Origin of the sequence: Novosphingobium sp. JCM 18896, assembly GCF_025938095.1 — a bacterium.
In the GTDB taxonomy this organism is placed as follows: Bacteria; Pseudomonadota; Alphaproteobacteria; order Sphingomonadales; family Sphingomonadaceae; genus Novosphingobium.
The window spans coordinates 25,120-43,735 of the sequence record NZ_JAPCZF010000002.1 but is presented as its reverse complement, the minus strand read 5'-3'; the positions used below and the strand labels follow the sequence as shown (position 1 = coordinate 43,735).

Below are 18,616 nucleotides of genomic sequence, written 5' to 3'. Positions count from 1 at the left end.
GGAGAGAACATGAGCAGGATCGAAACCGGCCGGATCGAGGTCGACGCGGCTGCGCGCCAGGCGCATGTCGTGGGTGACGGCCCGCGCGTGACCCCGCTCCCCAACGAGCAATGCGACGCCGAGGCCTTCGCGCTGGTCAACAAGGTGCGCGCCGGCGCCGGCGCGCCGCCGACCACCGAAATGCCCGACTACATGCGGATCATGATCAAGAACCGGCCGCTGTTCGAGCCGAACATGATCCTCGGCGATGCGCTCTACAACGGCACGATCCCGCCGCGCGAGCGCGAGCTGGCGATTCTGCGCTGCGGCCTGCTCTGCCGCGCGCCCTACGAATGGGGCGAGCACGTGCGCATCGGCCAGCGCTGCGGGCTGACGCCGGAAGAGGTCAACCGCGTGCTCGACGGTTCGTCGGCCGAGGGCTGGAACGACTTCGACCGCGCGGTGATCCGCGGGGTCGAGGAACTGATCGGCGACAGCGCGCTCTCGGAAGAGACCTGGGCGGTCCTGTCGTCGCAGTGGGACGAGCGGCAACTGATCGAATTCCCCTTCATGATCGGCCAGTACGTGGCGATCGCCTATGTCCAGAACACGCTGCGCGTGCCGCTGGCCGACTACAACGTGGGGCTGTCCGCGCGGGCTTGAGGCAGAAGGTCTGGCGAAATCACGCCGACCAACACTCCGTCACCCCCGCGAAAGCGGGGGCCCATCACCGGGGCTTTCATGCTGCACCGCGGCTCGATGGGAGAGCTCGGGAGATGGATCCCCGCCTTCGCGGGGATGACGATGAAGATTTGATGGCCTAGGCTGCGTGCGATGACCGCGGCAGCCGAACCGACCGAGCCCCAAAGCGGAGACCGCGTGCGCCGTCATCGGCTGTCGACGCGGCTGTGGCACTGGCTCAACGCGGTCACGCTCGCGGTCATGCTGATGAGCGGGCTGACGATCTTCAACGCCCACCCGCGGCTCTACTGGGGCGAGTACGGCGCGAACTTCGACAAGGCCTGGCTCGAGATCGGCGCGATCCGGGGCGAGGGCGTGCTGCGCGTGGGTGCGGTGACGATCCGCACCACCGGCCTGCTCGGCGTCTCGCAAGGCGCCGACGGGGCCGAGCGGCACAAGGCCTTCCCGCACTGGGCGACGATCCCCTCGTATTACGACCTCGCGATCGGCCGGCGCTGGCACCTGGCCTTTGCCTGGGTGCTGTCGCTGAGCCTGGCCTTCTACCTGATCTGGTCGCTCGTGAACGGCCACCTGCGCCGCGACATCCACATCACCCGCCGCGAATGGCGCCCGGCGCACGTCTGGCACGACATCAAGGAGCACGCGCGGCTGCGCTTCCCCAAGGGCGCGGCGGCGCTGCGCTACGGCGTGCTGCAGAAGCTCGCCTATGCCGGCGTCCTGTTCGGCCTGCTGCCGCTGGTGATCGTCACCGGGCTCGGCATGGCACCCGGCGTCGACGCGGCCTGGCCTTGGGTGACCGCAATCTGGGGCGGCCGCCAGTCGGCGCGCTCGCTGCATTTTCTCGCCGCCTTCGGCCTGCTCGGCTTCTTCGCCGTGCACCTGGTCATGGTGCTGCTGTCGGGACCGCTCAACCAGCTGCGCGGCATGATCACCGGCTGGTACAGGCTGCCGCGATGAGCGGGCTCGTCACCCGCCGCGGCCTGCTCGTGGGGACTTCGGGCCTGCTGCTGAGCGGCTGCGACCGGCTCAGCGAGAGCCCGGGCTTCCGCTCGCTGCTGACCGAGGCCGAGGCGCTGCACCAGCGCTCGCAGCGGCTGATCGGCGGGCACGAGCCGCTCGCGCGCGAGTTCTCGTCCGCCGACGTCTCGCCCGTGTTCCGCCCCAACGGCAACCGCGGCGTCGGCGGCGCCGACTACGAACGCCACGCCGCCGAGAATTTCGCGAACTGGACGCTGACCGTCGACGGCCTCGTCGCCCGCCCACTCGCCCTGCCGCTCGCGGCGATCCAGGCGCTGCCCCAGCGCCGTCAGATCACCCGCCACGACTGCGTCGAGGGCTGGAGCGCGATCGGCGTCTGGCAGGGGCCGCAGCTCGCCCATATCCTAAAGCTCGCCGGCCTGCTGCCGCGCGCGCGCTATCTCGTGTTCCACTGCGCCGACCGCTTCGACACGCGGCCCTATTACGAATCGATCGATCTGCTCGACGCCTTCCACCCCCAGACGATCCTCGCCTGGCGGATGAACGATGCCGCCCTGCCGGTGGCCAACGGCGCCCCGCTGCGCCTGCGGGTCGAACGCCAGCTCGGCTACAAGCACGCCAAATTCGTCCAGCGCATCGAGGCGCGTGCCAGCCTGGCCGGGCTCTACGGCGGCAAGGGCGGCTACTGGGAGGACGTCGGCGACTATGCCTGGTACGCGGGGATTTAGCCCAAGCCCTACTGCGCGCTCAAGGTGATCCGCTCGGTGCCCTCGCCGGTGGGCAGGGTGACGAACTTCTCGAGCACCGCCTCGCGCGGTAGGCCGGTCTTCGCGTCGAATGCGATCGTGTTGGCGAGCCGCGCCTTGAGGCCGGCCAAGCCTTTGCGCACCGCCGCGCCGTCGACCGGGCCGCCTTTGGGCGCGGACTGCTCGACAGCGCGCGCCATGCCTTCGACCAGCGCTTGCGTGGCTTCGGCGGTCGGCTCGGACTTGCGGACGAGGCTCAGCATGCCGGCGGGATCGCGCGTCCAGGTCGCGGTCGTGCGATAGTCGATCACGCCGTCGGCGAAGGGTGAGGGCATGGCCATGACGCTGGTCTCGGCGCGCCCGAGCGGCACGGCATGGCCGAATTCGGCGAGCACCTGCGGCCAGCCGACGACCAGCGCGACCGCGGCGTTCTCGGCCGACATCGCGGTGTAGCGCGACAGGAAGCGGCGGAAGAATTCCTCGGCCGCGGGGCGCTTCTTGGGATCGGGCTCGGCCTCCTGCGCCATCAGCGGCACCACGTCGACCAGCGCCTTCTGATAGCGCGGCCAGTCGCGTAGACGCAGCGGGCGGCCCTGGGGATCGAGCTCGATCGTCATCGGCAGAACGAAGGGCCGCACCGTCGACGGCAGGCCGGCCATGTCGCCGCGGGTGAGGTCGAAGGTCTTGCCGTCCTGCTCGAGCCGCAGCCAGCGCAGGCTCATGGCGTAGCCGGCATCGGTCTTGGCGAAGGTCACCTCCTGATCGAACACGGCCTTCTCGGTCGTGACCTGGGTGACCTTCTCCTTGGTCAGCCGATAGGCGATCGGGCGATCGAGCGGCGGGCTCAGCCGCGGGGTGATCGTCGCCGGCGCGGCGGCCTCGATCGGCGGGGCTTCGGCGGCGGCGGGAGAACCGGCGAGAAGCAGCAGCGGGAGCAGGAGATGTCGCATCGCCCACGATCGTGCGCGGCGTGTGTGGCGATGGCAAGTCAGGCCGGGAGCGGCTGATCGTTCCTCAAACTCCCGTCATCCCCGCGAAGACGGGGATCCATCACCGGGGCTTTCGTTCTGCCCGGCGGTTCGAGTGGATAGCTCAGGAGATGGCCCCCGCTTTCGCGGGGGTGACGAAAAAGGGAGGGGAGCGATCAGCTCGCCAGCCGCAGGCCGGGCTTGTCCTCGCCTGCCGGCTTGGGCTGGTCGGGCCAGATGCCGCGGGTGTCGTAGACGAGCTTGTTCGCGCGCTCGGCCAGCGGCACGACGCGGAACACGTCGTGGTCGACCAGCGCGATCAGAACGTCGCAGTCCTCGAGCGCGGTGTCGATGTCGATCAGGCTCGCGCCCGTGCCCTCGAATTCGCGCGGCAGCTCGGCCGCATAGGGCTCGACGACGAGGATGCGCTCGCCGAACTTGCGCGCCAGGGTCGCGGCGACGAGCCGCGCCGGGCTCTCGCGGAAGTCGTCGATGTTGGCCTTGAAGGCGAGGCCGAGGCAGGCGACCTTGGCCCCCGGATGCGCCGCGACCAGCGCTTCGGCATGCTTGATGACGTGGCGGATCTTGCCGTCGTTGACGCCGCGCGCGGTGCGGATCAGCGGGGTCTCTTCGGGCGCGCCGTGGACGATGAACCAGGGGTCGACCGCGATGCAGTGGCCGCCGACGCCGGGGCCCGGCTGCAGGATGTTGACGCGCGGGTGGCGGTTGGCCAGCCGGATCACCTCCCAGACGTCGAGCCCCATCTTGTCGGCGACGATCGACAGCTCGTTGGCGAAGGCGATGTTGACGTCGCGATAGGCGTTCTCGACCAGCTTGGTCATCTCGGCCGAGCGCGCGTCGGTGGTCACGCAGGTGCCGCGCACGAAGCGCTTGTAGAAAGCCAGCGCCTTGCGCGCGCAGCGCGGGGTGATGCCGCCGATCGAGCGATCGTTGTTGGTCAGCTCCTCGAGGATCTTCCCCGGCAGCACGCGCTCGGGGCAATAGGCGATCGACACGTCGGGCGTGCCGGCCGAGGCGCCGGGCACCTTGAGGTCGGGGCGCAGCTCGGCGATCAGGTCGCGCAGCTGTTCGGTCGTGCCGACGGGCGAGGTGCTTTCGAGGATGACGACGTCGCCGGCCTTGAGCACCGAGGCGACCGAGCGGCCCGCGGCGAGCACGTAGGACACGTCGGGCGCGTGGTTCTTGTCGAACGGCGTCGGCACGGCGATGACGAAGACGTCGGCCGGGGCGATCTCGGTCGAGGCCGAAAGCAGCCCGCGCGCGACGACGCCCTGGACCAGGCCGTCGAGATCGACCTCCTCGATGTGGATTTCGCCGCGGTTGATCGTGTCGACCACCGATTGCGTCACGTCGACGCCGAGCACCCGGCTGCCCGAGCGGGCGATGATCGCGGCGGTGGGGAGGCCGATATAGCCTAGGCCGACGACGCAGACGTCAGGCTTGGTCTCGAATTTCATTCCCCAGAATCTCCACGATTCGGCGCGCCGACGTCCCATCCCCGAAGGGATTGTGCGCGCGCGCCATGGCCTCGTAGGCGGCCTTATCGTCGAGCAGGGCTGAAATTTCCGTTACGATCCGGTCGGCATCGGTGCCGACCAGCTTGGCCGTGCCCGCGGCGACGCCCTCGGGCCGTTCGGTGGTCTCGCGCATGACGAGCACGGGCTTGCCCAGCGCCGGCGCCTCTTCCTGCACGCCGCCCGAGTCGGTCAGCATGATCTCGGCGAGGCCGAGCAGGCGCGCGAAGTGCGGATAGTCGAGTGGCTCGATCAGCGCGACGTTGTCGAGCCCGGCCAGCGCATCGTTCATCACCGCGCGCACGTTGGGGTTGGGATGGACCGGGAAGACCAGCGCCACGTCGGGCCGCGCGGCGATCCGGCGCACGGCCTCGGCGATGTTCTCCAGCCCGCCGCCGAAGTTCTCGCGGCGGTGGCTGGTGACGCCGATGATCCGCTTGCCCGCGAAGCGCGCTTCGAGCGGCGCCAGCCCCGCGGCGAGCGCCGGCTCGGCTGCGATCTTGTCGGAGACCCAGTGCAGCGCGTCGATCACCGTATTGCCCGTGACGTGGACGCGCGCGGGATCGACATTCTCGGCATGCAGCGCCGCGGCCGAGGTTTCGGTCGGCGCGAAGTGCAGGCTGGCCATCGAGCCGATGATCTTGCGGTTAATCTCCTCGGGCCACGGGTGATAGATATTGCCCGAACGCAGCCCCGCCTCGACGTGATCGACGGGTAGCTTGCGGTAATAGGCCGCGAGCGCGCCGGCCATCGCCGTCGCCGTATCGCCCTGGACCACCACGCGATCGGGCCGGACCTCGTCCATCACCTTGCCCAGCCCGACGAGCAGGTTCGCGGTCAGCGCGTCGAGCGTCTGCCCGGGTTGCATGACGTTGAGATCGTAGTCGGGCACGATCCCGGCGATGCTGAGCACCTGGTCGAGCATCTCGCGATGCTGCGCCGAGACGCAGACCACGGGCCGAAACCGCGGATCGGCCTCGAGCGCCGCGACGACCGGGAACAGCTTGATCGCCTCGGGGCGCGTGCCGAAGACGACGAGGATGGTGGCGGGGCTAACGGCGGTGCTCATGGGCGCGGGTTTAGCGGGTGGGGGTTAAGGGGGGGTTAGGTGGGGCGGGGTAGCTGCCTTCACCGGAGAGGTTCCACTAAGTCCGTCAATCACCCTTGCGAAAGCTGAAGGGTGTTGGGGGTCATGCCGCCAGTCCTTTTAATGTCTCAACCGCTGCATCATCTTGAATGACGTTGGCGGCCTGCGCGAGGATGCGAAGATAGTCACCCATGGCGCGCTTATCTCTTACCACGGCGATTGGAATGGGCTTTCGATCTAGTAGCGAAAGATCATGAAACATGGTTGCGGAGGAATAGACTGAGCTATGATGGTTGGAGACGGCCTCAAATGCCATTTGACGACCATCAAGATGCACTAATGCTGAGACACGCCATTTGTGCGCAGATGCCCCCGAAATGGTCGCATCTTGCTCGACCTTAGGCTTGCCGAATACATCAATCAGTTTCCTGTAAAGACGCTCTTCGATCTCGGACTCGCTGCGTTGCGAAATGCGCTCGCAAACACGGTGTGCCACTTGGACGGATGCCGCTGCCACATCTGCCATGGCTCCTGCCAGTTGGGCTAGGTTGGCTGTGAAATAGATCGTGCGCTTGCCAGCGCTGACCTCAAAGCGTTGGGCAACAGCAGCAGCGTTGCGAGCAAACAGGTGTTCACCCCCAATCATCTCCGTTTCAGCATGAGCGAGGCCACAGTCGGACAGCTCAAAAATGTCTGCCCCAACCTGAGTAATCTCGACCGCAGCGACCGTCCCGCTGGGATAGACCATAGGTAGCGAAACGGTGCTTCTGCCGCCTGCATGCACGACGCTCACAAGGGAACGAGCAGCAGCTTCTACCGCTTCCTGAGGGTTTCCTGCGAGAAAAGAAAACGTCGCCATATCAAAACAAAGTGCTCGACCATTCCGGTATCGGAATGAGGTCTATATCATTGATTCTAAAAAGATTCTTAGCGTAGTCAAGCACTTCGCTAAACGCATGAAATTCCGCAACTTTCTCCGCCCATGGAAGATTTCCTCTTCGCATGCGTTGTTCGCCTTCTAACCAATTGGCTTCAAATGGATGGGCGTGTGTGCCGGAAATGCGCGTCTTGTTCGGGTTCTGGTGCCATTGAGACCTAGGTTTCCAATCTAAGCGAATTAGTGGAACACGAGTCCGCATCCCGTCTTGTCCGACCTCGAGTTGAAAGGTCACTGCCATATCAGGTAGGTGGCCGTACGCTTTCCCGCGTAAGGCTAAACCGGCAACAGTTGTTTCGCCGATGTCTAGGGGGACGTTGAAGTCGATCGCGCCATCTTCCGACGCAGGCGGCGACGACCACTCAACTGTTCCAGCAATGGTCTTCCACTCTTCTACGAGTGGATGATAGGGCCCCGGCATTAAACCTGCATACCGCGACTGAATCGATTTGGCGAGCGTGCGTAGCAATACTGTCGGTCCTTGGCGGGTATTTCCTACACCCGCAAACTCCACCATATTCCTCGCGCTCTTTGACATCGTCGAAACCTCGCGCAAACCCGCAGAAAACCGCGGTCTTCGCGCGACTCACCATAATAAAACTCTCCATGCGCCACACGCGCGAAGTTCGTGAAGTTCCGGCCGGGCCTTCGCCAAGCTCGGGCCGAGCGGATCGCGGGCTCGCCACCCGCATTAACCGCCTAAAAACACCCTCCCGCTAAACCGGCTCCGCGCAAACCAGCGAGGCCGCCTTTGACCTATATGTATTCGCCCGCCCAGACCGCCCAGGCGACGCCGCTCGCCCCGGGCGAAGCGCTGACCACGCGCGTCGCCGTGGTCGGGCTCGGCTATGTCGGGCTGCCGCTCGCCGTGGCGTTGGCCGGGCGGTTCGAGACGATCGGGCTCGACGTCGACACGCGCCGGATCGAGGAACTCGCGCGCGGCCACGACCGCACCGGCGAGATCACCCCCGAGCGGCTCGAGGCTTCCGAGCTGGCGCTGCTCTCCGATGCCGCGCGCTGCCCGCCGGCCGACTTCTACATCGTCACCGTGCCCACCCCGATCGACGGCGCCAACCGGCCAGACCTGCGCATCGTCGAGGCCGCGAGCCGCACGATCGGCGCGCTGTTGCCCGCCGCCTGCGCCGAGGGGCGCGTGCCCGTGGTGGTCTATGAGAGCACCGTCTATCCCGGCGTCACCGAGGACGTCTGCGCGCCGATCCTCGAGGCCTGTTCTGGCCTCGAATGCGGCAAGGACTTCTTCCTCGGCTACAGCCCCGAACGCATCAATCCCGGCGACCGCGAGCACACGATCGACAAGATCACCAAGGTCGTCTCGGGCCAGACCCCCGAAGTGCTCGAACGGGTCGCCGAACTCTACGACGCGATCACTTCGGGCGGCGTGTTCCGCGCCAAGTCGATCAAGGCCGCCGAGGCCGCCAAGGTGATCGAGAACGCCCAGCGCGACATCAACATCGCCTTCATGAACGAGATCGCGCAGATCTTCTCGAAGATGGACCTCTCGGTCTGGGACGTGCTCGCCGCGGCGCGGACCAAGTGGAACTTCCTGCCCTTCGCCCCCGGCCTCGTTGGCGGGCACTGCATCGGCGTCGACCCCTACTACCTGTCGCACCGCGCCGAGCAGCTCGGGCTCGACCCGCGCGTGATCCTGTCGGGCCGCGGCATCAACGATGCGATGGCGGGCTGGGTCGGCAAGCAGCTCCACGAAGCGCGCGGCGGCAAGCCGGGCTCGGTGCTGGTGCTGGGGCTGACCTTCAAGGAGAACATCCCCGACCTGCGCAATTCGAAGGTCGCGGACCTGGTCTGCACCCTGGGTCGGCTTGGCCACGGCGTCACCGTGCACGATCCCGAGGCCGACGCGGCCGAGGCTTTGCACGAATACGGCATCCCGCTGGTCGGCGATGCGCTGAGCCGCAAGTACGACATGGTCGTCCTCGCCGTGCCGCACCGCGCCTATCTCGACATGGGTGGCAAGGCTCTGCGCAAGTTGCTGGCCAAGGGCGGGACTCTCGCGGACCTCAAGGGCGAACTCGGCGCGGCGGCGGACTGGACGCTTTAGGCCTCTTGCGATCCTCCCCTGCAAGGGGAGGTGGCAGCGCGAAGCGCTGACGGAGGGGTGTCCCCTTAGCCGGTGAGGGTTACACCCCTCCACCACCAGCTGCGCTGGCGGTCCCCCTCCCCTTGCAGGGGAGGATCCTGATTACCGCGCGATCCCCGCCAGATGCTCGACCAGGGCCTCGGGCAGCGCCGGCTTCATGAAGGTCGTCGCCCCCGGGAACAGCGCGCCGATCTCCGAGCGCGAGCCGTGGCCGGTGTGGAAGGCGAAGGGCACGCCGCGCTGGCGCAACAGGTCGGCGACCGGGTAGATGTTCTCGCCGGCCAGGTCGACGTCGAGCAGCGCCACGTCGATCTCGCGATCGTTCGTTACCGTCTCCAGCGCGCGCGCCAGGGTCTGCGCCGGGCCGACGATCTCGGCGCCCTCGTCCTCGAAGGCATATTGCAGTTCGAGCGCGACCATCGCCTCGTCCTCGACGATCAGCACGCGCTTGCCGAGCAGGCGCTCGCCGGGGCGGCCCGCAGGCGCGGCGTGGCTATCGGTCGGCGGCGTGCCGGCGGGCGCGAAGAGCACCGGATAGCTCTGAGCCGGCACCGGTGTCAGGGCGGAGGTCTGGAGAATCATCGTTTCCGATCAAGCCTTTCCGATCTCGTCCCTGTCCGAGGGCAGGGGGAATTTCAACCGCGCGATGGCGCCGCCGGCGGGCCATTCGCGTTCGATCGTGCCGCCGAGCTGGCTCGCCGCCAGGCTCGTCATCTGCGAGCCGAAACCGGTCGAGGGGGCGGCGTTTGCGCTCGCGCCGGTGACCTCGGGCCCGCCGATCTCGGTCCAGACCAGTGCCAGCTGCGCGCCGTCCTCGACCGCCCAGGCGATCTCGACCGTGCCCTCGGGCTCGGACAGTGCGCCGTACTTGACCGCATTGGTCGCAAGCTCGTGGACGATCAGGCCGAGCGGGGTGATCATCCGCGCGGGCAGTTCGAGCCGTGGGCCGCCGACGCGCACGCGCGTGCCGGCCCCATCGGCATAGGGCTCCATCGTCTTGACGATCAGCGGGCCGAGCTCGGTCGTCGAAGTGCCGTAGCCGCCCTGGCTCGCCGAATGGGCCAGCGACAGGGCGCGGATGCGCGCGCGGATGTCGTCGACCACCTCGCGCGCCGAGGCCGGCTTGCGGCCCGACAGCGCGACGATCGACAGGATCACCGAGAACAGGTTCTTGACCCGGTGGTTGAGCTCGCGTGCGAGCAGCTCGACCCGCGCGTTGGCCTCGCGCAGCGCGGCGGCCTGGTCGGCTTCGGCCTGGGTCAGCGAGCGGCTGCGCTCGGCGCGGAAGCCCGCGTAGATCAGCGCGAGGATGGCGAGGCTCAGCACGCCGATCAGCGGCAGCAGCCGGCCCTCGAAGGTCTCGGCGCTGGCGAAGGCGACGCGCCGGCGTTGTGCCTTCTCGAGGCTCATCCGCGTGATCTCGCGACGGATCGCATCCATCTGCATCTTGCCGAAATCGGCCTGGATCAGCGCCAAGGCCTGGTCGCGGTAGCCGGCGCGGGCGAGCGCGACCGAGCGGTCCATCTCGGCGAACTTGGCGTCGGTCATGCCGTCGAGGCGCTTGAGATCGGCCTGGAACCGCGCGTCGCCGGCCCGCACCGAGATGTCGCGCAGCCGCTGCATCGCGCGGTCGCGACCGGTCTTGGCGCTGGTATAGGGCGCGAGGTAGTCGGGGCGCTGGGTCAGCAGATAGCCGCGCTGCCCGGTCTCGCCGTTGAGCATGGCCGACATCAGCGCGTTGAGCGCGAGCAGCGTGTCGCCTTCGGTCATGGCGAGGTCACGCGCGTCGCGCTGGGCGACGATCGTCTGGCCGATCACCAGTGCCAGCGCGAGCAGCGCGGCGGTGAGGCCGGCGAAGACCGGCATCATCGACTTGCCCCACCACGGTGGGCGGCGGACCGGAACGGAAGCCGAAGCGGTCGCGCTGTCGTTCAAAATCACCGATCCCCTGTCTTGCGGTGATTGGCTATAGCGATCGGCGCGGCATGGCAATCTGCGAAAGCGTCCATGGCCGGTGGACAAGCGCGGTGCCGCCGCTTGCCCGCTCCGCCGGCTTGCGCGATCACGCGGGAATGGCGATTCTCAGCGACAAATGGATCCGGCGCAACGCGCTCGAAAACGGCATGATCGAGCCTTTCGTCGAGGCGCAGCGGCGTGACGGCTGCATTTCCTATGGCCTGTCGTCCTACGGCTACGACGCGCGCGTGGCCGACGAGTTCAAGATCTTCACCAACATCGACAGCTCGATCGTCGATCCCAAGAACTTCGACGGCAACAGCCTGGTCGATCGCCAGACCGACGTCTGCATCATCCCGCCCAACTCCTTTGCGCTGGCGCGCACGGTCGAATACTTCCGCATCCCGCGCGACGTGCTGGTGATCTGCCTGGGCAAGAGCACCTATGCGCGCTGCGGCATCATCGTGAACGTGACCCCGCTCGAGCCGGGCTGGGAAGGCCACGTCACCCTCGAGTTCTCGAACACGACGCCGCTTCCGGCGAAGATCTACGCCAACGAGGGCGCCTGCCAGTTCCTGTTCCTCCAGGGCAACGAGCCTTGCGAGGTCAGCTATGCCGACCGCGCGGGCAAGTATATGGGCCAGCAGGGCGTGACCCTGCCGCGCCTCTAGCAACCGGGCCGGGGAGCACAGCATGGCCAAGGGCACTGCCACGATCGGGCGCGATCGCTACTTCACCCGTATCGCGATGAGCGGCCATCCGCTGACCGCCGACGAGCCGTCGAGCAACGGCGGCGAGAACCGCGGCCCCGCGCCTTACGACCTGCTGCTCGCCTCGCTCGGCGCTTGCACCGCGATTACGCTGCGGATGTATGCCGATCGCAAGCAGTGGCCGCTCGAGTCCGTCGAGGTCGATCTCGAACTCGTGCGCAATGCGGACGGTGCCTTCGAGATCGAGCGTCGGCTGAAGCCCGTAGGGCTCGATGCCGAGCAGGCGACGCGCCTGGCCGAGATCGCCGAGAAGACCCCGGTCACCCTGACGCTCAAGCACGGCCTTCCGATTCACACCTCGCTGGCCGACTAGGCCGGCCTACTAGCTTCTGACGAAGGCCAGCAGATCGGGGTTCAGCACCTCGGCGTGGGTCGTCAGCATGCCGTGCGGATAGCCGCGATAGATCTTGAGCTGGCCGTTGGGCAGCAGCTTCATCTGGCGTAGCGCGGCGTTCTCGTAGGGCACGACCTGGTCGTCGTCGCCATGCATGACCAGGGTCGGCACGGTGATCGCCTTGAGATCCTCGGTCTGGTCGGTCTCGGAAAAGGCGGCGATGCCCTCGCAGTGCGCCAGTGCGCTGCCCATCATGCCCTGGCGCCACCAGTTGCGGATCGCGCCTTCGGATACTTTCGCATCGGGGCGGTTGAAGCCGTAGAACGGACCCGAGGCGACATCGAGGAAGAACTGCGCGCGGTTGGCGGCCAGCGCCTTGCGGAAGCCGTCGAACACGGCGATCGGCGTGCCGCCGGGATTGTCGGCGGTCTGGACCATCAGCGGTGGCACCGCGCTGACCAGCACCATCTTGGCGACGCGCCCCTGCGGCTGGCCATATCGCGCGACATAACGCGCGACCTCACCGCCGCCGGTCGAGTGGCCGATGTGGACCGCATTGCGCAGGTCGAGATGCTCGGCCACCGCCGCCGCATCGGCGGCGTAGTGATCCATGTCATGACCGCCGTCGATCTGCGACGAACGGCCGTGGCCGCGGCGATCATGGGCGACGACGCGATAGTCGCGCGCGAGGAAATAGAGCAGCTGCGCATCCCAGTCGTCGGATGACAGCGGCCATCCGTGGTGGAATACGATCGGCTGGGCGTCGCGCGGGCCCCAGTCCTTGTAGAATATGTCGGCACCATCGTGCGTGGTGACAAAGGCCATGATGTCCTCCGTGAGGGTGGACGCGGCCAAGGCCGGTCCGATGCGCCGCATATCGGCATGGCCGGGGGGTATCGGTATCATACGCAGGTTTAGGGCTGCGGGCTATGATTCGATGGGCCTAGGCATTTGCGGATCGATCACGCGGCGGACTGGTCGGGTCATGCCCGGTTGCGGTCTCGGTCGTATGCGGTCCCAGACAAATCACAGGTGCGCTAACGGATTGGTCAACAGGCTTTCTGCCGGGCGGCGACCTGGCGTAGCTTCCCGCAAAACAACGAAACGAGCGGGATGCCCATGGGGAGGATTTTCGTCTGGCTTTTTGCCGCGGTGCTCGGCTTGGTCGGGGCCACACTCGCGATCGGCGGGGCAGTGCTCGTCGCCGCGGGCGGGAGCTTCTACTACGTCGTGACCGGCGTCGCGGTGCTGGTCTCCGCCGTGGGGCTGATCCGGCGCGCGCGCTATGCGGCCGCGATCTTCGGGGCGATGCTGGCCGCGACGATCGTCTGGAGCCTGTGGGAAGTCGGGCTCGACAGCTGGGCGCTGATGCCGCGACTGGTCGGGCCAGCCGTGGTCGGCCTGCTGTTCCTGATCCCGGCGATCCACCGTGCCGTCGGCGCACCGCGATGGTGGGTGGCAGCGCCCGCCGCTGCGGCCTTGTTGCTTACCGGTGGTGCGATCGTACGCGCAGAGCGGGCCGAGAGCGGCCTTCCCGGCGCGGGCAAGGTCGCCGCGCTCGCCGGGGCGGCGCAGGACTGGCAGCACTGGGGCAATGGCCTCGCGGGCACGCGCTATGCCGCGATCGACCAGATCGACACGGCCAACGCGAGCAAGCTCGAACTCGCCTGGCGCTATGATTCCGACATCAAGTCGGGCGACCTGGTCAGCCTGGAAGCCGCGCCGCTGGCGATAAACGGCCGGCTCTACATGTGCATCGAGTCGGGCACCGTTGCCGCGCTCGACCAGGAGACCGGCAAGCGCATCTGGCAGTATCGTGGCCTGCCGCCGGGCTCCAAATTCCACGGCTGGAAGTGCCGCGGTGTCGCCTATCATGCGGCCAAGACCGCCAAGGCCGAGTGCCAGCACAGCCTCTACATGACCACGGCCGAGGGCCAGCTCATCGCCATCGATGCCGATACCGGCAAGCAGTGTTCGGGCTTCGCCAGCAACGGCGTCGCCGACCTGCGCCTCGGCATGGGCGCGATGAAGCCTGACGACGCCCTGCCGACTTCGCCGCCGACCGTGGTGGGCGACGTGGTCGTCGTCGGTCAGTCGATCTCGGACTATGGCTCGTTCGATGCGCCCTCGGGCGTGATCCGCGGCTACGATGCCGAGACCGGCGCGTTGCGCTGGGCCTGGGATGCGGGGCGTCCGGGTCAGACGCAGCTCAAGCCGGGCGAGACCTACACGCGCGACACCCCCAACGCCTGGGGCGTGTTCAGCGGCGACGAGGCGCTGGGCCTCGTCTACGTCGGCACGGGCAACAGCCCGCCCGACTACTATTCGGCCTACCGCTCCAAGATCGCCGACCAGTTCACCGACAACGTCGTCGCGATCGACGTCAACACTGGTCTGCTGCGCTGGTCGTTCCGCACGGTGAACCACGATCTGTGGGATTACGACATAGCCGCGCAGCCGACCCTGGTGGACCTGCCGGGCGGGCCGAAGGCCGTGCTCGTGCCGACCAAGCGCGGGCAGATCTTCGTGCTCGATCGCGCGACGGGCAAGCCGATCGATCCGGTGGTGCAGAAGAAGGTGCCGCAGGGTGCGGTGAAGGGCGATTGGACCGCACCGACCCAGCCCTACACCACGGGCTTCCCATCGGTGTCGGGCCCCGACCTGACCGAAGCCGACATGTGGGGGCTGACCCCGCTCGACCAGATGGCCTGCCGCATCCAGTTCAAGAAGGCGCGCTATCAGGGGCAGTTCACCCCGATCACGACCGAGCGGACGATCACCTATCCGGCAGTGGCCGGCGGCATCAACTGGGGCGGCGTCTCGGTCGATACGCAGCGCGGGCTGCTGGTGGTCAACTCGCTGCACCTCGCCAACATCAACCGGCTGGCGCCGCGCAAGGAGGGCGAGACGCCGCGCAGCGGCTTCGAGGGCGGGGTCATCATGTTCCCCCAGGCGGGGACGCCTTACGGGTTCGAGTCCTATCCGTTTCTCTCGCCGATCTTCGCGCCGTGCCAGAAGCCGCCCTACTCGACGATCAGCGTGTTCGACATCAAGACGCGCAAGCTGCTCTGGTCGAAGCCGTTGGGCACGGCCGAGGGCTCGGGACCGCTGGGCATCGAGAGCCACGTGCCGCTGCGCATGGGCGCGCCGACCTTCGGTGGTTCACTGACCACGGCGGGCGGCCTGGTGCTCATCGCCGCGGGCCAGGACCGCCGGCTGCGCGCCTTCGACATCGCCAACGGCAAGGAGGTCTGGAGCGCCAGGCTTCCCGCGGTCGGCGCGGCCATGCCGATCAGCTACGTTTCGCCGAGCGGGCGCCAATTCGTGGTGATCGCCGCGGGCGGGCATTTCGCGATCCCCGGCCCGAAGGCCGCGGCGATCATGGCCTATGCGCTGCCGAAATGAGCAAGGCGGCACCAGCCCACGCCCCCACCCGGCCTCCCTACGATGGTACCTTATGGGAGGTCGGGTGGGGGTGTGGGCTGGTGCCGCACCTGGTTCAGCGAAGCTGAAACAGACAAGGAGAGAAACATGGCCGACGACATCGCGAGCATCATCAACGTCACCAACCTCTATGCGGTGGCGGTGGATTCGCATCGCTACGACCTGTTCGAGAAGGTCTTCGCCGCCGACATCCATTGCGACTTCGGCGGCGGTCCCGGGGCGGCTTTCACCGACCTCGCGACCCTGCAGGCGGTGTTCAAGGACATCCACGCGGTCTTCTCGGCGACGCAGCACATGGTGCTGGGGCACACGGTCACGGTCGATGGCGATAATGCGCACTGCTTCAGCTACGTCTCGGCGCGCTTCCGCCGCGGGCTCGAGGATGGCGAGGGCGTGTTCGAATCGACCGGCTGGTACGACGACGTCCTCGTCCGCACCGCGGACGGCTGGCGCATCCGCGAGCGCGTCTCGCGCATGGTCACCTATGGCGGCGATATCCGGGTGATGCAGGCCATGCCCGGGGTCGATACCAATTACGTCTTGCTGTCGCTGGCCGAAGAAGCCGCGGGCGGTCGGATCAAGTTCCTGTCGCAGGTTTGACTGGACCCGATTGCTCACATGGGAGCGAGATTGCCGATCCTCCCCCTCTGGGGGAGGTGGCAGACCGTAGGGCTGACGGAGGGAACGCCACGGCTGTGCCGTGCCGCGCCCCCTCCACCACCCGCTACGCGGGCGGTCCCCCTCCCCCAAAGGGGGAGGAGCTGAGTTGCTTTCCTACTTTGCGATCATCGTCACTAGATCAGAAGTTGATGTTCGCGTTCACGCCGAAGTAGCGATCGTTGTCGCGCGGGACGAAGCGCGAGACGCCGGCGACCGAGCCATAGGCCAGGAATGGCGAATAGTGCTTGTTGGCGATGTTCTTGACCACGCCGCGCACTTCCCAGCGATCGTCGCTCGCCAGTGCGATCGACGCGTTCCAGATGCCATAGGCGGGCTGGATCGTGTCGGGCGTCTGGGTGATCGAATACTGGGTGTCGTCCTTCCAGCTGAAGTCGCTCTGCAGCTCGAGGCTCAGGCTCTCGGTCAGCGCGAAGCGATAGGCGCCGTCGACGTTGAACTTCCACTTGGGCGCGAAGGGAAGCGGCTGGCCGTTGACGAAGGCCTGGCCGCTGGCGTCGGCGCAGCCCGCCGCCCCGGCGGGGCAGCGGAAATTGTCGATCTTCGCGTCGTTATAGGCGAAGGCGCCGGTCAGGCGCAGGCCCTGGACAGGGCGCAGGGTCACGTCGCCCTCGATGCCGCGCGAGGAGACCTGGCCGGCGTTGATCAGGCGCGTGACGATCGAGCCCAGATAGGTGTCCTGGAAGTTCGACTGGAAGCCCTTGAACTTGGTGTAGTAACCCGCAAGGCTGAAGCTGCCGAGGCCACTGCCGAAGCTGCCCTTGATGCCGGCCTCGAAGTTGTCGGTCGTCTCGGGCGCCAGCGGTGTCGTGTCGAAGGCCTGCATGTTGAAGAACACGTTGTAGGCCGGCCCCTTGTAGCCGCGCGAATAGGTCGCATAGGCGTTGAGATCATCGGTCAGGTCGTACTGCAGGCCGGCGCGCAGGCTGTAGTCGGTGCGGTCGGTCTTGCCCGAGGCCGAGAAATTCGGACGGATGCCCGGAACGCCGGCGGCGGTGTCGGAGACGCGGTTGTGCGTATATTCGAGCTCGTCGTGGATCAGGCGGCCGCCTAGGATCGCGCGGAAGCTGTCGGTGAAGTTGACGTTGGCTTCGCCGAACACCGAGTAGTTGCGCAGCTTGGTGCGATAGCGCGCGGTGCCGGTGTTGTTGACCGGGACGCCCGCGAGCAGCTGGGTGATGTCGCGGCGATAGACCTCGTTCGCGGTGGTCTGGAAGTAGTAGAGCCCGACGACGTAGTCGATCAGTCCGCCCTTGGGCGAGGTCAGGCGCAGTTCCTGGCTGAACTGCTCGGAGTCGACGGTGCCGAGGTCTTCGCCGCGCGTCACGCCGGCCGCGAGAGTGCCGGTTGCGTCCCAGTCCTGGTGCTGGACGTTGTCCCACCAGCGATAGGCGGTGATCGAGGTCAGGCGATGCTCGCCGAGGCCGGCCTCGATCGTCAGCGAGACGCCGCCGTTCTTGTCGCGCACGTCGGCGTCGAACGAGGGCGAGACGCGCGTGTTGTTCGGGCCGGCAACGATGCCCTCGCTCGCCAGCACGCCTGCGAGGGCCGCGTTGGGCGTGACCACGCCGGTCGGGAAGGCGACGCGGCTGGTCGCGGCGAAGACGCCGGTCGGCACGTCCTCGAAGGTGTAGGAGTAGTCACCCGAGAGCGTGACCGAGACGTCGGGCGAGGCTTCCCACAGCAGCTTGCCGCGAATGCCGCGACGCTTGTAGCCGTTGACGTTGTCGCCGGTCTTGATGTTGCGGACGTTGCCGTCGAAGCCGGCGATCAGACCCGAGAGGTTGAGGTATAGGCCTTCGGCGAGCGGGGCCGAGCCGGTCAGCTTCACACGGTACTCGTCGCCCTCGTAGTAGCCGAGCTGGGCGTTGAACTCGAGGTCCTTGGCCGGCGGGCGCGAGACGATGTTGATGACGCCGGCCGAGGCGTTCTTGCCGAACAGCGTGCCCTGCGGGCCGCGCAGAACCTCGATGCGCTCGACGTCGAGCAGGTCGAGCGTGCCCTGGCCCGGGCGTGCGAGGACGACGCCGTCGATCACGGTCGCGACCGAGGGCTCGACGCCCGGCGAGGTCGTGATCGTGCCGACGCCGCGGATGAAGGTCGAGCGGTCCTTGTTCGATGCGCCGGCGCGGAAGTCGAGCGTCGGCACCGAGCGGGCGATGTCCTGCACGGTGTTCTGCCCGCGCGCGGCCAGATCGTCGCCCGACAGCGCGGTGATCGCGATCGGCACGTCGATCAGCGATTCGTTGCGGAAGCGCGCGGTGACGACGATCTCGCCATCCGCGGACGCATCGGTGGGCGCCTCTTCGGCGAAGGCCGGGGTGGTCAGGCTGGCCATGGCGGCACTGGCCAGAAGCAGGCCGCGCGCGCTGAGAATCTGGATCAT

General features: G+C 67.3%; 17 protein-coding genes. 8 read left to right on the top strand and 9 right to left on the bottom strand.

Going from position 1 to position 18,616, the window contains the following annotated elements; all coding sequences use genetic code 11:
- Positions 1 to 9: 9 nt before the first annotated feature.
- The 3 genes from OLX23_RS06050 (at position 10) to OLX23_RS06040 (ending at position 2,387) form a co-directional block, all read left to right on the top strand.
- A complete protein-coding gene (locus OLX23_RS06050) occupies positions 10 to 642 on the top strand; it encodes a carboxymuconolactone decarboxylase family protein (protein WP_264443792.1) in 633 nt (210 codons plus the stop codon).
- 171 nt (positions 643 to 813) lie between these two features.
- Positions 814 to 1,638 carry a cytochrome b/b6 domain-containing protein gene (locus OLX23_RS06045; RefSeq protein ID WP_264443791.1) on the top strand — a complete coding sequence of 275 codons (825 nt, stop codon included), beginning with the start codon at positions 814 to 816 and terminating at the stop codon, positions 1,636 to 1,638.
- The gene (locus tag OLX23_RS06040; RefSeq protein WP_264443789.1) at positions 1,635 to 2,387 is read left to right on the top strand and encodes a molybdopterin-dependent oxidoreductase; all 753 of its coding nucleotides are present in this window, start codon (positions 1,635 to 1,637) and stop codon (positions 2,385 to 2,387) included. The genes OLX23_RS06045 and OLX23_RS06040 overlap by 4 nt, the downstream gene beginning before the upstream one ends.
- A gap of 8 nt (positions 2,388 to 2,395) precedes the next feature.
- Here OLX23_RS06040 and OLX23_RS06035 read toward each other — a convergent pair whose 3' ends face one another.
- The 5 genes from OLX23_RS06035 to OLX23_RS06015 all read right to left on the bottom strand — a co-directional run bounded on the left by OLX23_RS06035 (position 2,396) and on the right by OLX23_RS06015 (position 7,449).
- Positions 2,396 to 3,355 (bottom strand): hypothetical protein, encoded by a 960-nt coding sequence (locus tag OLX23_RS06035; RefSeq protein WP_264443787.1) that lies wholly within the window; start codon positions 3,353 to 3,355, stop codon positions 2,396 to 2,398.
- A 194-nt stretch (positions 3,356 to 3,549) separates the two neighbouring features.
- A complete protein-coding gene (gene wecC, locus OLX23_RS06030; protein WP_264443785.1) occupies positions 3,550 to 4,851 on the bottom strand; it encodes a UDP-N-acetyl-D-mannosamine dehydrogenase in 1,302 nt (433 codons plus the stop codon).
- Positions 4,829 to 5,977 carry a non-hydrolyzing UDP-N-acetylglucosamine 2-epimerase gene (wecB, locus tag OLX23_RS06025; RefSeq protein WP_264443783.1) on the bottom strand — a complete coding sequence of 383 codons (1,149 nt, stop codon included), beginning with the start codon at positions 5,975 to 5,977 and terminating at the stop codon, positions 4,829 to 4,831. The genes wecC and wecB overlap by 23 nt, the downstream gene beginning before the upstream one ends.
- Positions 5,978 to 6,098: 121 nt before the next feature.
- Entirely contained in the window at positions 6,099 to 6,854 is a 756-nt protein-coding gene (locus OLX23_RS06020) for a hypothetical protein (protein WP_264443782.1), read from the bottom strand.
- A 1-nt stretch (position 6,855) separates the two neighbouring features.
- Positions 6,856 to 7,449: a hypothetical protein gene (locus OLX23_RS06015; protein ID WP_264443781.1), complete on the bottom strand. Its 594-nt coding sequence runs from the start codon at positions 7,447 to 7,449 to the stop codon at positions 6,856 to 6,858.
- 243 nt (positions 7,450 to 7,692) lie between these two features.
- Between OLX23_RS06015 and OLX23_RS06010 the strand changes: the two genes are divergently transcribed.
- Positions 7,693 to 9,009: a nucleotide sugar dehydrogenase gene (locus OLX23_RS06010; protein WP_264444894.1), complete on the top strand. Its 1,317-nt coding sequence runs from the start codon at positions 7,693 to 7,695 to the stop codon at positions 9,007 to 9,009.
- Between the two features lie 141 nt (positions 9,010 to 9,150).
- Here the strand turns inward: OLX23_RS06010 and OLX23_RS06005 are convergent, their stop codons facing one another.
- Together OLX23_RS06005 and OLX23_RS06000 are read right to left on the bottom strand one after the other, a co-directional pair.
- Positions 9,151 to 9,630, bottom strand: coding sequence for a response regulator (locus OLX23_RS06005; protein ID WP_264443780.1), 480 nt, complete (start codon positions 9,628 to 9,630; stop codon positions 9,151 to 9,153).
- A gap of 9 nt (positions 9,631 to 9,639) precedes the next feature.
- Positions 9,640 to 10,983, bottom strand: coding sequence for a sensor histidine kinase (locus OLX23_RS06000; protein ID WP_264443778.1), 1,344 nt, complete (start codon positions 10,981 to 10,983; stop codon positions 9,640 to 9,642).
- Between the two features lie 137 nt (positions 10,984 to 11,120).
- Between OLX23_RS06000 and dcd the strand changes: the two genes are divergently transcribed.
- Complete coding sequence (gene dcd / locus OLX23_RS05995) at positions 11,121 to 11,675, top strand: dCTP deaminase (protein ID WP_264443777.1); 555 nt, start codon at positions 11,121 to 11,123, stop codon at positions 11,673 to 11,675.
- 22 nt (positions 11,676 to 11,697) lie between these two features.
- Entirely contained in the window at positions 11,698 to 12,087 is a 390-nt protein-coding gene (locus OLX23_RS05990) for an OsmC family protein (protein ID WP_264443775.1), read from the top strand.
- A gap of 9 nt (positions 12,088 to 12,096) precedes the next feature.
- Here OLX23_RS05990 and OLX23_RS05985 read toward each other — a convergent pair whose 3' ends face one another.
- The gene (locus OLX23_RS05985; protein WP_264443774.1) at positions 12,097 to 12,933 is read right to left on the bottom strand and encodes an alpha/beta fold hydrolase; all 837 of its coding nucleotides are present in this window, start codon (positions 12,931 to 12,933) and stop codon (positions 12,097 to 12,099) included.
- Positions 12,934 to 13,227: 294 nt separating this feature from the next.
- Here OLX23_RS05985 and OLX23_RS05980 point away from each other — a divergent pair, with 294 nt between their 5' ends.
- Together OLX23_RS05980 and OLX23_RS05975 are read left to right on the top strand one after the other, a co-directional pair.
- Positions 13,228 to 15,513 (top strand): membrane-bound PQQ-dependent dehydrogenase, glucose/quinate/shikimate family, encoded by a 2,286-nt coding sequence (locus tag OLX23_RS05980; protein WP_264443773.1) that lies wholly within the window; start codon positions 13,228 to 13,230, stop codon positions 15,511 to 15,513.
- Positions 15,514 to 15,639: 126 nt separating this feature from the next.
- A complete protein-coding gene (locus tag OLX23_RS05975; protein WP_264443772.1) occupies positions 15,640 to 16,152 on the top strand; it encodes a nuclear transport factor 2 family protein in 513 nt (170 codons plus the stop codon).
- A gap of 199 nt (positions 16,153 to 16,351) precedes the next feature.
- Here OLX23_RS05975 and OLX23_RS05970 read toward each other — a convergent pair whose 3' ends face one another.
- Positions 16,352 to 18,616, bottom strand: a complete 2,265-nt coding sequence (locus OLX23_RS05970; RefSeq protein ID WP_264443771.1) for a TonB-dependent receptor — start codon at positions 18,614 to 18,616, stop codon at positions 16,352 to 16,354.

What these genes read in the sequence shown, in the direction of transcription:
- OLX23_RS06050 (WP_264443792.1), top strand. Translation starts at nt 10, where the DNA reads ATGAGCAGGATCGAAACCGGCCGGATCGAGGTCGACGCGGCTGCGCGC.
- OLX23_RS06045 (WP_264443791.1), top strand. Translation starts at nt 814, where the DNA reads ATGACCGCGGCAGCCGAACCGACCGAGCCCCAAAGCGGAGACCGCGTG.
- OLX23_RS06040 (WP_264443789.1), top strand. Translation starts at nt 1,635, where the DNA reads ATGAGCGGGCTCGTCACCCGCCGCGGCCTGCTCGTGGGGACTTCGGGC.
- OLX23_RS06035 (WP_264443787.1), bottom strand. Translation starts at nt 3,355, where the DNA reads ATGCGACATCTCCTGCTCCCGCTGCTGCTTCTCGCCGGTTCTCCCGCC.
- wecC (WP_264443785.1), bottom strand. Translation starts at nt 4,851, where the DNA reads ATGAAATTCGAGACCAAGCCTGACGTCTGCGTCGTCGGCCTAGGCTAT.
- wecB (WP_264443783.1), bottom strand. Translation starts at nt 5,977, where the DNA reads ATGAGCACCGCCGTTAGCCCCGCCACCATCCTCGTCGTCTTCGGCACG.
- OLX23_RS06020 (WP_264443782.1), bottom strand. Translation starts at nt 6,854, where the DNA reads ATGGCGACGTTTTCTTTTCTCGCAGGAAACCCTCAGGAAGCGGTAGAA.
- OLX23_RS06015 (WP_264443781.1), bottom strand. Translation starts at nt 7,449, where the DNA reads ATGGTGGAGTTTGCGGGTGTAGGAAATACCCGCCAAGGACCGACAGTA.
- OLX23_RS06010 (WP_264444894.1), top strand. Translation starts at nt 7,693, where the DNA reads ATGTATTCGCCCGCCCAGACCGCCCAGGCGACGCCGCTCGCCCCGGGC.
- OLX23_RS06005 (WP_264443780.1), bottom strand. Translation starts at nt 9,630, where the DNA reads ATGATTCTCCAGACCTCCGCCCTGACACCGGTGCCGGCTCAGAGCTAT.
- dcd (WP_264443777.1), top strand. Translation starts at nt 11,121, where the DNA reads ATGGCGATTCTCAGCGACAAATGGATCCGGCGCAACGCGCTCGAAAAC.
- OLX23_RS05990 (WP_264443775.1), top strand. Translation starts at nt 11,698, where the DNA reads ATGGCCAAGGGCACTGCCACGATCGGGCGCGATCGCTACTTCACCCGT.
- OLX23_RS05985 (WP_264443774.1), bottom strand. Translation starts at nt 12,933, where the DNA reads ATGGCCTTTGTCACCACGCACGATGGTGCCGACATATTCTACAAGGAC.
- OLX23_RS05980 (WP_264443773.1), top strand. Translation starts at nt 13,228, where the DNA reads ATGGGGAGGATTTTCGTCTGGCTTTTTGCCGCGGTGCTCGGCTTGGTC.
- OLX23_RS05975 (WP_264443772.1), top strand. Translation starts at nt 15,640, where the DNA reads ATGGCCGACGACATCGCGAGCATCATCAACGTCACCAACCTCTATGCG.
- OLX23_RS05970 (WP_264443771.1), bottom strand. Translation starts at nt 18,616, where the DNA reads ATGATCCAGATTCTCAGCGCGCGCGGCCTGCTTCTGGCCAGTGCCGCC.